Origin of the sequence: Rahnella laticis (genome assembly GCF_015644585.1) — a bacterium.
Taxonomy (GTDB): Bacteria; Pseudomonadota; Gammaproteobacteria; order Enterobacterales; family Enterobacteriaceae; genus Rahnella; species Rahnella laticis.
Genome location: NZ_JADOBI010000004.1, coordinates 472,810 through 486,436, shown reverse-complemented (window position 1 = coordinate 486,436; position 13,627 = coordinate 472,810). Strand labels below are relative to the sequence as shown.

Sequence of the window (13,627 nt, the reverse complement as noted above, 5' to 3'; positions counted from 1 at the left end):
TTATTCCTCGGCTCCGGCTGCGTGAGACTGTCCACCCATATCCATGCCTTTCATGTCGCTGCCTGCAGGCATTGGCATGGTATGACCTTCTGGTGCGGCCTTCATGTCATGCATGGAGTATTTGCCAATGATTTCTTTGAACAGACCTGGTTTCGCAACAGAGAAGTATTCGACCGGGTTGTCGATGCTCTGTGCAGCCAGTTTGTTGAAGTCATCAGTGGTTGCCAGCTGGTTCGGTGCGCTTTTCACTTTCGCTACCCAGGTGTCGAAATCGGCACGGGTTGGGGTCGCGATGGTGTTGAACTTCATGCCAGAGAAACCGCGGCCACTGAAGCTTGCTGAGATGCCTTTATAGGTACCGGCCTCATTTGCAATCAAGTGCAACTGAGTCTGCATACCGGCCATCGCATAAATCTGTCCGCCGAGCTGAGGAATGAAGAACGAGTTCATGACAGAGTCTGAAGTGACTTTGAACTGAACAGGCACATCTTTAGGAATAACCAGTTCGTTAACGGTCGCGATGCCCTGTTCCGGATAAATGAACAACCATTTCCAGTCCAGAGAAACGACTTCAACCGTCATCGGTTTTTGGTCAGTCACGATTGGCTTGAACGGGTCAAGCGCGTGGGTGGTCTTCCAGGTAATCGTTGCCAGAATGGCAATGATAATAATTGGAACTGTCCAGACGACGGCTTCAATTTTGTTGGAGTGGGACCAATCAGGACTGTACTTTGCATTGGTATTGGAAGCGCGATACTTCCAGGCAAATGCGAAAGCCATGATAATAACTGGTATAACGACGATCAGCATTAAACCAATCGCTGTTAAAATCAGCGTTCTCTGCTCAAGTCCAATTGCTCCCTTGGGATCCATCAATGCCGTATTGCAACCGCTCAACATTAACGCGGAGGCAAATAAGGACAACATCCCAATACTTTTATTGTATTTCTTAAGTCTCATCTAACGACCTCAATAACTAGGGCTCTATTGTCGCTTCAGGTGTGCGGGCATTTTACGGGAAGGTTGCAGGACTGTAAACACGCTTAAACAAGTGTCAAAGCGCTGTTGACACTTTATGTTAACGCAGTCACACATGTCACGGATCGTGACAATTTACAGTGGGCAACAATATGTTGCGTATAGATTTTTTTCTATAGTGATGAAAAACAAGGGGTGATACATTTTCAAATATTTATGGCCGTCCATAATCCCGGCGATAGGTTTAATTAATGTTAAATTAATGTAGAAACCAAGTGAAATAAAACACACAAAAAGAACCGGAGAAAAATTATCCCAACAAATATAATTTTTCCTGAATTTAATTTATTGGGTGATATTTATAGATCATTTGTTAAATGAAACGCGCCATTCATTTTGATAATGAATGGCGGTAAATCAGGAACGTGCAGTCCTGCGCAGTGAGAGAAAATCGAGCAAACTGCCTAAAATAATACCGATAAGACAAACGAAAACGCCCGCCTCCAGCAAAAATCCGGTAAACCCGTGCCAAGACGCCCAGCCTAAACTGTTCACAATCAGCATCACCAGCCACACCACCAGCAGCAAACTCCCGCCCAGCATGCAGCGTAACGCCCAGCTGTAAGGTTTGGCGAAGTGAATGCGTGGCAGGAAAGTGTCCGTTTTCTGGGTGTATTCGAGCGTCTGGCGACAAACCGCTAACAGCAACAGCCCCGGAACACCGGCGACAATCGAGAAAAGATAGAACCACGGCCAGCCATAAGCTTCCACGAACCAGCCGGCAATCGGGCCCACATAGACACGGCCCACCGCAGAAAGTGCAGAGAGCAGGGCGAACTGGGTTGCTGAGAATGAACGGTTGCAAAGTGTCATCAGCAGGGCCACAAACGCCGCCGTTCCCATCCCGCCGCACAGGTTTTCGAAGAAAATCGCCGCGCCCATGGTATACAAATCTTTATCGGTAATGGCGAGCATCCAGTAGCCCGCGTTTGAAACGGCCTGCAAAATACCAAATAGCATCAGCGCGCGGAACAGGCTCAGACGCTGCATCAGCATTCCGCCAAAAAGCGCGCCAATAATCGTGGCCATCAGACCGAGCGTTTTGTTCACCAGCCCGACTTCCCCGGCGTCAAACCCGACACCGCGTATTAAGAATGTGGTGCTCAGACTGCCCGCAAACGCGTCGCCCATTTTGTACATCACGATGAGAAGCAAAATCAGCCAGGCGTTGTTGCGGCCAAAGAAGTCTTTCAGCGGCGCCACGACGGCCATTTCAATCGTGCGCGGTGCAGGCTGAGAATTTTGCGGTTCCGGCGATATCAGCGTGGCGAAAACGCCCATCAGCATCAGCACCGCCATCAGCCAGTACATGTGCTGCCAGCCGAGATAACGATCTGCCAGCCATAACGCCAGCCCGCCGGAAACCAGCATCGCCAGACGATAGCCCAGCACGGAAACTGCGGCCCCGTTTCCGCGTTCTTCAGGCGGCAGTAGATCCGTTTTATACGCGTCGAACACGATGTCTTGCGAAGCAGACGCGAAAGCAATCAGCACCGCCAGCGCCGCCAGCCAGAACAAATCTTTACCGGGATCCATAAAGCCCATGGCGAAAATCGCCGCGACCAGCAGCAATTGCGTCAGGATCAGCCAGCCGCGACGGCGTCCGAGAAATGACGGGGTATAGCGGTCCATCATCGGCGACCACAGAAATTTGAACACGTAGGCCTGGCCGACCAGCGAGAAAATCCCAATAGTTTTCAGATCGACATTTTCGACGGTCATCCACGCCTGCAAGGTGCCGGACGTCAGCGCCAGCGGTAAGCCGGAAGCAAAGCCCAGAAGCAGCAAAATGACGGTGTTGCGTTGCGTGAAAATCTTAAAGTACTGACTGATCATGAAAATGTGTTCCTGCGAACCGGTGAGAGAGTGACGCAGGGGCATAATAAAGGAAGCGGGGAGAATAAAGGAAGGAATGCTTGTTCTGAAAAGCATTCTGCCCGGACTGGCCGGGCAGAATAGGTCACACAGATTTCAGCCGGAGCTTATCGGGCGTTAGCCTTGATGAAGTCGCTGATGCTGGTGTCGGAAGCCATGTCGCTGATGACATCACCCAACGTGGTGTTAACCGCGTTGGTGATTTTGGCGTTGGTAGCGGAAAGCGCGCCCTGAACGTTGTACGTTGAGCGGTAATTTTTCACCTGCTTGCTGCCATTTTTCGCTGTAGCGATGATAGAAATATCGGCTTTGGTGGTGATGTTGTAGCGCAGGTTACCTTCCTGAACATCCGCATACAGGTTGTTGACGACAATTTGGAGATCAACTGCGCCGTCGGCACCGACCATGTAACCGCGTGCGGTCATTTGTTTTTCCAGAGATTCCTGCAACAGGAAACGCAGATCGCGTGAAGGCGTCAGGGAAATCAGCTGGCCGTCACGGTTAACTTTGGCCAGAGCCTGATCCTTGCGCTGGTCTGCACCGTTGATGCTGATAGTGATGCCCTGAAGCGTAGGGTCTTGTGAAGGCAGAACAATTTTCGGGGAAACATCCAGCGTGTTAGTGCTGGTGGCGCATCCGGCCAGCATGAACAGTGCCAGCACAGGGAAAATGATTTTTTTTAACATGTGTGTTTTCTCAATATTAATAAAGGAGTAATGCTCAAAAATTTGCCGACATCATAACATCGCCATTTGCGGGTGGAAGTCCCAACAATCTGTAAAAACGGATATTTAGCGTTTTTTTTCAGCAAGCCTGCGGTATCACCGACTCCGGCGTAGCGAAGCCGCGATTTCTTTGACAGACTGAGCGCCATTTTTATCAATCAACTGCATAAATTTTTTAATGTGATTAACGTAGAGCTGTAAAGCAGCCTATTATTTAAATGTAGAGAGTTTTAAATAGATAGGTGTACCAGACAGGCGCGGTTCTCTGCAGATGCGGTGTGAGGAGATTGCTATGATTCGTGAGCAAATAGAAGCAAAATTAGCTGAGGCATTCGACCCTGCGTTCCTGGAAGTGACTGACGAAAGCTATCGTCATAATGTACCGGCAGGCTCAGAAAGCCATTTCAAAGTCGTGATGGTGTCCGATAAATTCGTCGGCGAACGCTTTTTAGCACGTCATCGTGCCATTTACGGGCGTTTAACCGAAGAACTGGCGGGCAGCGTGCACGCACTGGCTCTCCATACTTACACGCAAAAAGAATGGGAAGGCTTACAGGACACCGTCCCCGCTTCACCGCCTTGCCGCGGTGCGGGAACAATGGCCTGATAGTGACGATCTGATTCACAAAAGGCACAAATATCAGCATTTGATACGGTAAAACTGGAACTTTCCTTATCAGATGCGGTATTAGTAGAGGCGAATTTCAAGAAACGGCCCGCGGGCCGTTTTTGTTTTTCCCCTGACAGGCAGACGACAAGGTGGTTTACGCCTTTGCATCGACCGCATTTTTCGAAGGATCGAGTCCCGTGTGAGTTTCCCTCCCGCGCGTAGAGATACCGTCCTCGACTCAGTGCGTATGCGTCGCTATAATGTCGCGTCTAATTTTTCCGGAATGGTTTCGGACGCTCTCGAATACAGGGCTACGTTCTGATAACAGAACTGTCCCGGTTCTTAGAAGTCGTTTTCAAGGTAAGTTTGCGCGATTGTGCTTCTCATCTTGAGAACGACTTCTGGAGTTGACCGAGCACTGTGATTTTTTTTTGAGGTAACAAGATGCAAGTTTCTGTTGAAACCACTCAAGGCCTTGGGCGCCGCGTAACGATTACTGTTCCTGCTGAAAGCATTGAAAAAGCAGTGAGCAGTGAACTGATCAACGTCTCTAAAAAAGTACGTATTGACGGCTTCCGTAAAGGCAAAGTACCAAGCCACATCATCGAACAGCGTTATGGCGCGTCAGTACGTCAGGACGTACTGGGTGATCTGATGCAACGCAACTTCGTTGATGCGATCATCAAAGAAAAAATCAATCCAGCTGGCGCACCTAACTACATCCCGGGTGAGTACAAGCAGGGTGAAGACTTCAATTTCTCCGTAGAATTCGAAGTGTACCCGGAAGTTGAGCTGAAAGATCTGGAAAACATCGAAGTTGAAAAACCTGTTGTTGAAGTTAACGACGCTGATGTTGATACCATGCTGGAAACTCTGCGCAAGCAACAAGCTGACTGGAAAGAAACTGACGCTGCAGCGACTGCTGAAGACCGCGTTACCGTTGATTTCTCCGGTTCTATCGACGGTGAAGAATTCGAAGGCGGCAAAGCCTCTGATTTCGTACTGGCTATGGGCCAGGGCCGCATGATCCCAGGCTTCGAAGACGGTCTGGTGGGTCACAAAGCCGGTGAAGAATTCACCATCGACGTAAACTTCCCTGAAGATTACCACGCTGAAAACCTGAAAGGTAAAGCGGCTAAGTTCGCGATTACCCTGAAGAAAGTTGAAGAGCGTGAGCTGCCAGAACTGACGCCAGAATTCATCAAACGTTTCGGCGTGGCTGATGGTTCTGTTGAAGGTCTGCGTGCAGAAGTGCGTAAAAACATGGAACGTGAACTGAAAGGTGCTGTACGTAACCGCATCAAAACTCAGGCAATCGACGGTCTGGTCAGCGCTAACGAAATCGACGTGCCATCTGCACTGATCGATGGCGAAGTTGACGTTCTGCGTCGCCAGGCTGCACAGCGTTTTGGTGGCAACGAAAAACAAGCGCTGGAACTGCCACGCGAGTTGTTCGAAGAGCAAGCTAAACGCCGCGTCGTTGTGGGTCTGCTGTTGGGTGAAGTGATCAGCCAGCACGAACTGAAAGCTGACGAAGATCGCGTTAAAGCGCTGATCGAAGAAATGGCTTCTGCGTACGAAGATCCACAGGAAGTTGTTGAGTTCTACAGCAAAAATAAAGAGCTGATGAACAACATGCGTAACGTCGCGCTGGAAGAACAAGCGGTCGAAACTCTGTTGTCTAAAGCGAAAGTGACTGAAAAAGCCACCACCTTTACTGAGCTGATGAACCAGACTCAACCTGCATAATCTGAATGCATGTTGCTGAACCTGTTTACAGGTTCGACGCTGAAGCCCGCAGTTTTTACTGCGGGCTTTTTATTTCCTGAAAATCAGATATTTTTGTTTTTGGCTGTTGTTTTTGCACTATATTTATCAATATAAGGCACAGCTCACGTAGACCTGTTCATTCCATTTCACCAATATGGCCTTTCATCCACCCGGTCGGGGTGAAAGAGAAAAGAAATTTTCCGTCAGGCTTGAAAAAAGGGCGTAAATCCCCCAATTGATAATGACGAACCCAGGTAAATTTGCAGTTAAAATCTGACTGATAACGACCGTCAGACGTGTAAATGGCGACTTGGCCGCTTGAGCATAGTCATGTGTGCCTATCTCAAGTAGAATCGGTTTTAAATAGCGCCAAACAGAATCTATTAGGAGACGGTTATGTCATACAGTGGTGAAAGAGAGCAATTTGCACCAAACATGGCGTTGGTACCCATGGTGGTTGAGCAAACTTCACGGGGCGAGCGTTCATACGACATCTTCTCCCGTCTGCTTAAGGAACGAATCATCTTCCTGACGGGTCAGGTTGAAGACCATATGGCTAACCTGATTGTTGCCCAGATGCTGTTCCTGGAAGCAGAAAGCCCGGAAAAAGACATTTACCTATATATCAACTCACCGGGTGGCGTGATCACTGCGGGGATGTCGATTTACGACACCATGCAATTTATCAAACCGGACGTCAGCACCATTTGTATGGGCCAGGCGTGTTCAATGGGTGCGTTCCTGTTGACTGCCGGAGCTGAGGGCAAGCGTTTCTGCCTGCCAAACTCCCGTGTGATGATTCACCAGCCGCTGGGTGGTTTCCAGGGGCAGGCAACAGATATCGAGATCCACGCGAAAGAAATTCTGAAAGTGAAATCCCGCATGAATGAGTTGATGGCGAAACATACGGGCAAAACTCTTGAAGAAATAGAGCGTGACACTGAACGAGATCGTTTCCTGTCTGCGAACGAGGCTGTAGAGTACGGGTTAGTCGATTCCGTATTTACCCATCGCGCCTGACGGCTTAGTTCTGCCGGGCTGATGGTCTATAGTTATACTCATACGGATGTCTCAGGGGCAGCGTTTGCCAATTAAACAAACGTTGCTCACTTTGAGTGATAACGGGAACGAACAGACATCAGCCAATCATGCGGCTGTTGTGTAATAGGGTCGTGCCGTAGCGTTTGTTACGCTGCGGGACTGATATTAAAGAAGAGGTTTACTGATGACAGATAAGCGCAAAGACGGTTCAGGAAAGCTGCTGTACTGCTCTTTTTGCGGCAAAAGCCAGCATGAAGTTCGTAAGCTGATTGCCGGGCCGTCAGTGTATATCTGCGATGAGTGTGTCGACTTATGTAACGACATTATTCGCGAAGAGATCAAAGAAGTCGCGCCACACCGTGAACGCAGCGCGTTACCGACACCGCATGAAATTCGTCAGCATCTTGACGATTATGTTATCGGTCAGGAGCCTGCGAAGAAAGTGCTGGCAGTGGCAGTTTACAACCACTACAAGCGCCTGCGTAATGGCGATACCAGCAACGGTATCGAATTAGGCAAGAGCAACATTCTGCTGATCGGGCCGACTGGTAGCGGTAAAACGCTGCTGGCTGAAACCCTGGCGCGTTTCCTGGATGTGCCATTCACGATGGCCGATGCCACCACGCTGACCGAAGCCGGTTATGTGGGTGAAGACGTTGAAAACATCATCCAGAAACTGCTGCAGAAATGTGATTACGACGTCCAGAAAGCGCAACGCGGTATTGTTTATATTGATGAAATCGACAAGATTTCCCGCAAATCTGACAACCCATCGATCACGCGTGACGTGTCCGGTGAAGGTGTTCAGCAGGCGCTTTTGAAACTGATTGAAGGGACTGTGGCTGCCGTACCTCCGCAAGGCGGACGCAAACACCCCCAGCAGGAATTCCTGCAAGTTGATACTTCTAAAATCCTGTTTATCTGTGGTGGCGCGTTTGCCGGCCTGGATAAAGTGATTGGTCAGCGTATCAATACCAACACCGGTATCGGTTTTGGTGCAGAAGTGAAAGGCAAAGAGCAGAAAGCAACAGAAGGTCAGTTGCTGGCGCAGGCTGAACCAGAAGATTTGATCAAATTTGGTCTGATCCCTGAGTTCATTGGTCGTTTGCCTGTCGTTGCAACACTGAGCGAACTGAATGAAGAAGCTCTGATTCAAATTCTGAAAGAGCCGAAAAATGCCCTGACTAAGCAATATCAGGCATTGTTCAATCTGGAAGGCGTTGAGCTGGAATTCCGTGATGAAGCGCTGGTCGCGATTGCGAAAAAAGCCATGGTCCGTAAAACCGGTGCCCGTGGTCTGCGTTCAATCGTTGAAGCCGCATTGCTGGATACGATGTATGATCTGCCATCTCTTGAAGATGTCGAGAAAGTGGTGATTGATGAGTCCGTGATTGCGGGCCAGTCAGAACCTCTGATGATTTATGGCAAACCAGAAGCACAACAAGCATCTGGCGAATAATTAGCCAATCTATCCAGAGAGTTAGCCACGAAATGGGGGATTTTGTCCCCCATTTTTTTTTCGCACATTCTTATCGTTGAATGTCGGACATTCATCCCCATATACTCAGTTAACGACTTGCTGAAACCCGTCTGACTCGTGTTTCACGAGATTTCCTTAACCTGGCGGAAGCTAAACTAAGAGAGAGCTCTATGAACCCTGAGCGTTCTGAACGCATAGAAATCCCCGTATTGCCTCTGCGCGATGTGGTGGTTTATCCGCACATGGTGATCCCGTTGTTTGTTGGCAGGGAAAAATCGATTCGGTGCCTCGAAGCCGCGATGGATCACGACAAAAAAATCATGCTGGTGGCGCAGAAAGAAGCGTCAACCGATGAGCCGGGCGTTAACGATCTCTTCTCCGTGGGTACGGTAGCCTCAATATTACAAATGCTGAAGCTCCCGGACGGCACTGTAAAAGTGCTGGTGGAAGGGTTACAACGCGCGCGCATTACGACGCTTTCTGACAGTGGCGAGCATTTTGCTGCCCAGGCGGAATACCTTGAATCTCCGGCCGTGGACGAACGCGAGCAGGAAGTTCTGGTTCGCACAGCGATTAATCAGTTTGAAGGTTATATCAAACTGAACAAAAAGATCCCGCCGGAAGTGCTGACTTCGCTTAACAGCATTGAAGATGCCGCACGTCTGGCTGACACCATCGCTGCACATATGCCGCTGAAACTCGCTGACAAACAATCCGTGCTGGAAATGTTTGATATCACCGAGCGTCTGGAATATCTGATGGCGATGATGGAATCGGAAATCGACCTGTTACAGGTTGAAAAACGCATTCGTAATCGTGTCAAAAAACAGATGGAAAAAAGCCAGCGCGAGTACTATCTGAATGAGCAAATGAAAGCGATTCAGAAAGAACTTGGCGAAATGGATGACACGCCTGATGAGCATGAGGCGCTGAAACGCAAAATCGAAGCGGCCAAAATGCCGAAAGAAGCGCGTGAAAAAACTGAAGCTGAGCTGCAAAAGCTGAAAATGATGTCACCAATGTCCGCCGAAGCCACGGTTGTTCGTGGTTATATCGACTGGATGCTTCAGGTGCCATGGAACGCCCGCAGCAAAGTGAAAAAAGACCTGCGTAAAGCCCAGGAAGTTCTGGATACCGATCACTTTGGCCTCGAACGTGTCAAAGACCGTATCCTTGAATATCTTGCGGTGCAGACGCGCGTCAGCAAAATCAAAGGGCCAATCCTGTGTCTGGTTGGGCCTCCGGGTGTGGGTAAAACCTCACTGGGCCAGTCCATCGCGCGTGCGACGGGCCGTCAGTATGTGCGTATGGCGCTGGGTGGTGTACGTGATGAAGCGGAAATCCGCGGTCACCGTCGTACCTACATAGGTTCTATGCCGGGCAAACTGATTCAGAAAATGGCGAAAGTTGGGGTGAAAAACCCGCTGTTCCTGCTGGATGAAATCGACAAGATGTCATCTGACATGCGCGGTGACCCGGCTTCAGCGTTGCTGGAAGTGCTGGATCCTGAACAGAACGTGGCGTTCAACGATCACTATCTGGAAGTCGATTACGACCTGTCAGACGTGATGTTTGTGGCGACCTCGAACTCGATGAACATTCCTGCACCTTTGCTGGATCGTATGGAAGTGATCCGTCTTTCCGGTTATACCGAAGACGAAAAACTGAACATCGCCAAACAGCACCTGTTGCCAAAACAGCTTGAACGTAATGCGCTCAAGAAGAATGAACTGACTGTTGATGACAGCGCGATTATCGGCATTATTCGTTTCTATACCCGTGAAGCGGGTGTACGTAGTTTAGAACGTGAGTTATCTAAACTTTGCCGAAAAGCGGTTAAACAATTGCTGATGGATAAAGACATCAAGCACATTGAAATCAATGGCGACAACCTGAAAGATTTCCTCGGCGTGCAGAAGGTCGATTACGGCCGTGCTGACACCGAAAACCGTGTAGGCCAGGTCACCGGTCTGGCGTGGACCGAAGTGGGCGGCGAACTGCTGACCATCGAAACGGCCTGCGTTCCGGGTAAAGGAAAGCTGACTTACACCGGTTCTCTGGGCGAAGTCATGCAGGAATCTATTCAGGCTGCGCTGACCGTTGTACGTTCGCGTGCGGACAAACTGGGTATCAACCCTGACTTCTACGAAAAACGTGATATTCACGTTCACGTACCTGAAGGGGCAACGCCAAAAGATGGTCCAAGTGCAGGTATCGCAATGTGTACCGCGCTGGTGTCTTGTCTGACGGGCAACCCGGTGCGTGCGGATGTGGCAATGACCGGTGAGATCACTTTACGTGGTCTGGTTCTGCCAATCGGTGGTTTGAAAGAAAAACTGCTGGCAGCACATCGTGGCGGCATCAAAGTGGTTCTGATCCCAGATGACAACAAACGCGATCTGGAAGAAATTCCGGCGAACGTGCTGGCAGATCTTGAGATCCATCCGGTTAAACGCATTGATGATGTTTTGAACATCGCACTGCAAAATCCGGCCTATGGCGCCTTACCGGTTGCAGCAAAATAGTGACCGCGACAGACACAGTTGAATAAAACTCAGGCTGGCAGGTGAAATCTCACTTGCCAGCTTTTTTTTGTGCCGTTAAGTTAGTCAACTGTCAGAAGGTTTCAGGCTGCTTTCAGTCGCTTGCATAGCCCTGACAAGATTGATATAACAGCAGCGCGGTCACGTCCGTAGGGAAAATGCGCCGTGATGATCGAATTTTAAGAGGGGATGAAAAGAGTGAATAAGTCACAATTGATCGACAAAATTGCTGCCGGTGCTGATATTTCTAAAGCCGCAGCGGGACGTGTTTTAGATGCTGTTCTTGCATCTGTCACTGACACCCTGAAAGCTGGGGATGAAGTAGCTCTGGTTGGTTTCGGTACTTTCTCAGTGCGTGAACGTTCAGCACGTACCGGCCGTAACCCACAGACCGGTAAAGAAATCAGTATTGCAGCGGCTAAAGTACCTGGCTTCCGTGCAGGTAAAGCGCTGAAAGATGCCGTTAACGGTTAATTACCTGCTGACTGACGTCGAAACTGTGTGAGGGGCATTACTGATGCTTTTTCATTCAGGTCTGGTTGTTAAACAATAACCTGACGTCATCGGGCTGGTAAGGTAAGATATAAGGCGCATCGAAAACGGTGCGCTTTTTTTATTACAGCGGAGTGTTGCCTCACTATGATGGACAATTTACGCGCGGCTTCCAATAACGTCGTGCTCAAAATCATTCTGGCCCTGATTATTCTGTCCTTTATTTTGACAGGGGTGGGCAACTACCTGGTCGGCGGTTCAGGCGACTATGCAGCGAAAGTGAATGGTCAGGAAATCGGGCGTGCTCAGTTAGAGCAGGCGGTGCAGAATCAGCGGAACCGTCTGCAGCAACAGCTCGGTGATCAATTCTCTGCGCTGGCAGGCAGCGAAGGTTATATGCAGCAGTTGCGTCAGGAATCCCTGAGCAATCTGATTGACGTCACTTTGCTGGATCAGTATTCCAAAAAATTAGGCATTGCCGTCAGCGATCAGCAGATCAAAGACGCGATTTTTGCGACCCCACAATTCCAGACTGATGGCCGTTTCGATAACGCTAAATATCTGCAAAGCATCCAGAGCATGGGTTACACCGCGGATAACTTTGCACAGCTGATGAAACGCCAGCTGATCAGCCAGCAGCTCGAACAAGCCTTCGGTCAGTCCGATTTTGTTCTGCCAGTAGAAAGCAAATCGCTGGGTGAACTGATCCTGCAAAGCCGCGATGTACAGACGGCTACGCTGGACACAAACGCTCTGGCGGCCAAGCAGCAGGTCACTGACGCAGAGTTACAGGCCTTCTACGACCAGAACAAAAACAGCTTTATTTCCCCTGAGCAAGTCAAGATCAGCTACATCGAAATGGATGCAGCGGCGATGCAGGGCAAAACTGACGTGACTGACGCGGATATCAGCGCTTACTACGATCAGCACAAAAATGAATTCGGTCAGCCGGAACGTCGTCGTTACAGCGTTATCGTCCTGAAAACTCAGGCTGATGCCGACGCTGTGGCAGCAGAGCTGGCGAAAGGAACTGATTTCGCAGCGCTGGCAAAAACCAAATCGACCGATGCACTGAGTGCAAAACAAGGCGGTGATCTGGGTTGGATGGAACCTGAAACAACTCTGCCAGAATTTAAAAACGCGAATCTGACCACGAAAGGTCAGGTGTCTGGCGTCATTAAATCTGACAGTGGTTTCTTCATCTTGCGCCTTGAAGATGTGACGCCTGAGAAGGTGAAACCTTTGGCTGAAGTCCGTAACACGATTACAGACAAGCTGAAGCAGGAAAAATCACTGGATGCTTACTACGCGCTGCAACAAAAAGTCAGCGAGGCCGCGACCAATGATAACGAATCTTTAGCTTCTGCTGAGCAGGTTGCAGGAACCAAAGCGGTTCATACCGACTGGTTCACTCAGAATCAAATCCCCGCAGGTATTAATTTTAAACCTGTTGTGCAGGCGATTTTTGAAGGCGGTCTGATTGGTCAGGACGGTTCACCGGGCAGCAACTCTGACATCATCACCGTAGACGGCGATCGCGCCTTCGTGGTGCGTGTCGATGCGCATAAAGCTGAAGGGGTTAAACCGTTCGCTGATGTGAAAGATCAGGTGACGGCGATGCTTAAACATCAAAAAGCACAGGATCAGGCGCGTGATGATGGTGAGAAACTGCTGACCGCTCTTAAAGACGGTAAAGGCGATGACGCGATGAAAGCCGCAGGTCTGAGCTTTGGCGCAGTACAGAAAGTACAGCGCAGCCAGCAGCCTTCTGCGTTCGAAGAAAATGTCTACGCGTTACCGCACCCGCAAAAAGACCAGCTGGTTTATGGCCTGTCTCAGGATGACAAAGGTAACAGCGTTCTGGTCAAACTGACTGGCGTGACACCTGGCGTTGTGCCTGAAGCCGATGTGGCACGTTTCACGCAGGAGATGCAACAGACCTCCTCGAACGTGACCTTTGATGCGCTGCTGACAAATCTTCGTCAGGAAGCAAAAATCAAATACGGTTCAGCCGCACAAAACCAGTAAACGCCGCAAAGTTTTGCAACGCGTT

Annotated in this window: 10 protein-coding genes; 7 read left to right on the top strand and 3 right to left on the bottom strand. The window is 49.7% G+C overall.

Translation table 11 applies throughout. The features are described 5' to 3' along the window. The 3 genes from cyoA to IV433_RS11740 form a co-directional block, all read right to left on the bottom strand. Positions 1-960 (bottom strand): cytochrome o ubiquinol oxidase subunit II, encoded by a 960-nt coding sequence (gene cyoA / locus IV433_RS11750; protein ID WP_195814311.1) that lies wholly within the window; start codon positions 958-960, stop codon positions 1-3. 435 nt (positions 961-1,395) lie between these two features. Beyond that, positions 1,396-2,874 carry a muropeptide MFS transporter AmpG gene (ampG, locus tag IV433_RS11745; protein WP_195814310.1) on the bottom strand — a complete coding sequence of 493 codons (1,479 nt, stop codon included), beginning with the start codon at positions 2,872-2,874 and terminating at the stop codon, positions 1,396-1,398. A 146-nt stretch (positions 2,875-3,020) separates the two neighbouring features. Further along, positions 3,021-3,599: a lipoprotein gene (locus IV433_RS11740; RefSeq protein ID WP_195814309.1), complete on the bottom strand. Its 579-nt coding sequence runs from the start codon at positions 3,597-3,599 to the stop codon at positions 3,021-3,023. Positions 3,600-3,930: 331 nt separating this feature from the next. Between IV433_RS11740 and bolA the strand changes: the two genes are divergently transcribed. The 7 genes from bolA to ppiD all read left to right on the top strand — a co-directional run bounded on the left by bolA (position 3,931) and on the right by ppiD (position 13,602). Next, positions 3,931-4,245, top strand: coding sequence for a transcriptional regulator BolA (gene bolA, locus IV433_RS11735; RefSeq protein ID WP_152327873.1), 315 nt, complete (start codon positions 3,931-3,933; stop codon positions 4,243-4,245). Between the two features lie 447 nt (positions 4,246-4,692). Then, positions 4,693-5,997 (top strand): trigger factor, encoded by a 1,305-nt coding sequence (tig, locus tag IV433_RS11730; RefSeq protein ID WP_013576641.1) that lies wholly within the window; start codon positions 4,693-4,695, stop codon positions 5,995-5,997. A gap of 417 nt (positions 5,998-6,414) precedes the next feature. After that, positions 6,415-7,038, top strand: a complete 624-nt coding sequence (gene clpP, locus IV433_RS11725; RefSeq protein ID WP_152327874.1) for an ATP-dependent Clp endopeptidase proteolytic subunit ClpP — start codon at positions 6,415-6,417, stop codon at positions 7,036-7,038. Between the two features lie 205 nt (positions 7,039-7,243). Next, on the top strand, positions 7,244-8,518 hold the full coding sequence (clpX, locus tag IV433_RS11720) for an ATP-dependent protease ATP-binding subunit ClpX (RefSeq protein ID WP_112287508.1): 1,275 nt from the start codon (positions 7,244-7,246) through the stop codon (positions 8,516-8,518). 191 nt (positions 8,519-8,709) lie between these two features. Further along, positions 8,710-11,064 carry an endopeptidase La gene (gene lon / locus IV433_RS11715; RefSeq protein ID WP_195814308.1) on the top strand — a complete coding sequence of 785 codons (2,355 nt, stop codon included), beginning with the start codon at positions 8,710-8,712 and terminating at the stop codon, positions 11,062-11,064. A 216-nt stretch (positions 11,065-11,280) separates the two neighbouring features. Beyond that, entirely contained in the window at positions 11,281-11,556 is a 276-nt protein-coding gene (hupB, locus tag IV433_RS11710) for a nucleoid-associated protein HU-beta (protein WP_013576637.1), read from the top strand. A gap of 165 nt (positions 11,557-11,721) precedes the next feature. Continuing rightward, on the top strand, positions 11,722-13,602 hold the full coding sequence (ppiD, locus tag IV433_RS11705) for a peptidylprolyl isomerase (RefSeq protein ID WP_195814307.1): 1,881 nt from the start codon (positions 11,722-11,724) through the stop codon (positions 13,600-13,602). Positions 13,603-13,627: the final 25 nt, after the last annotated feature.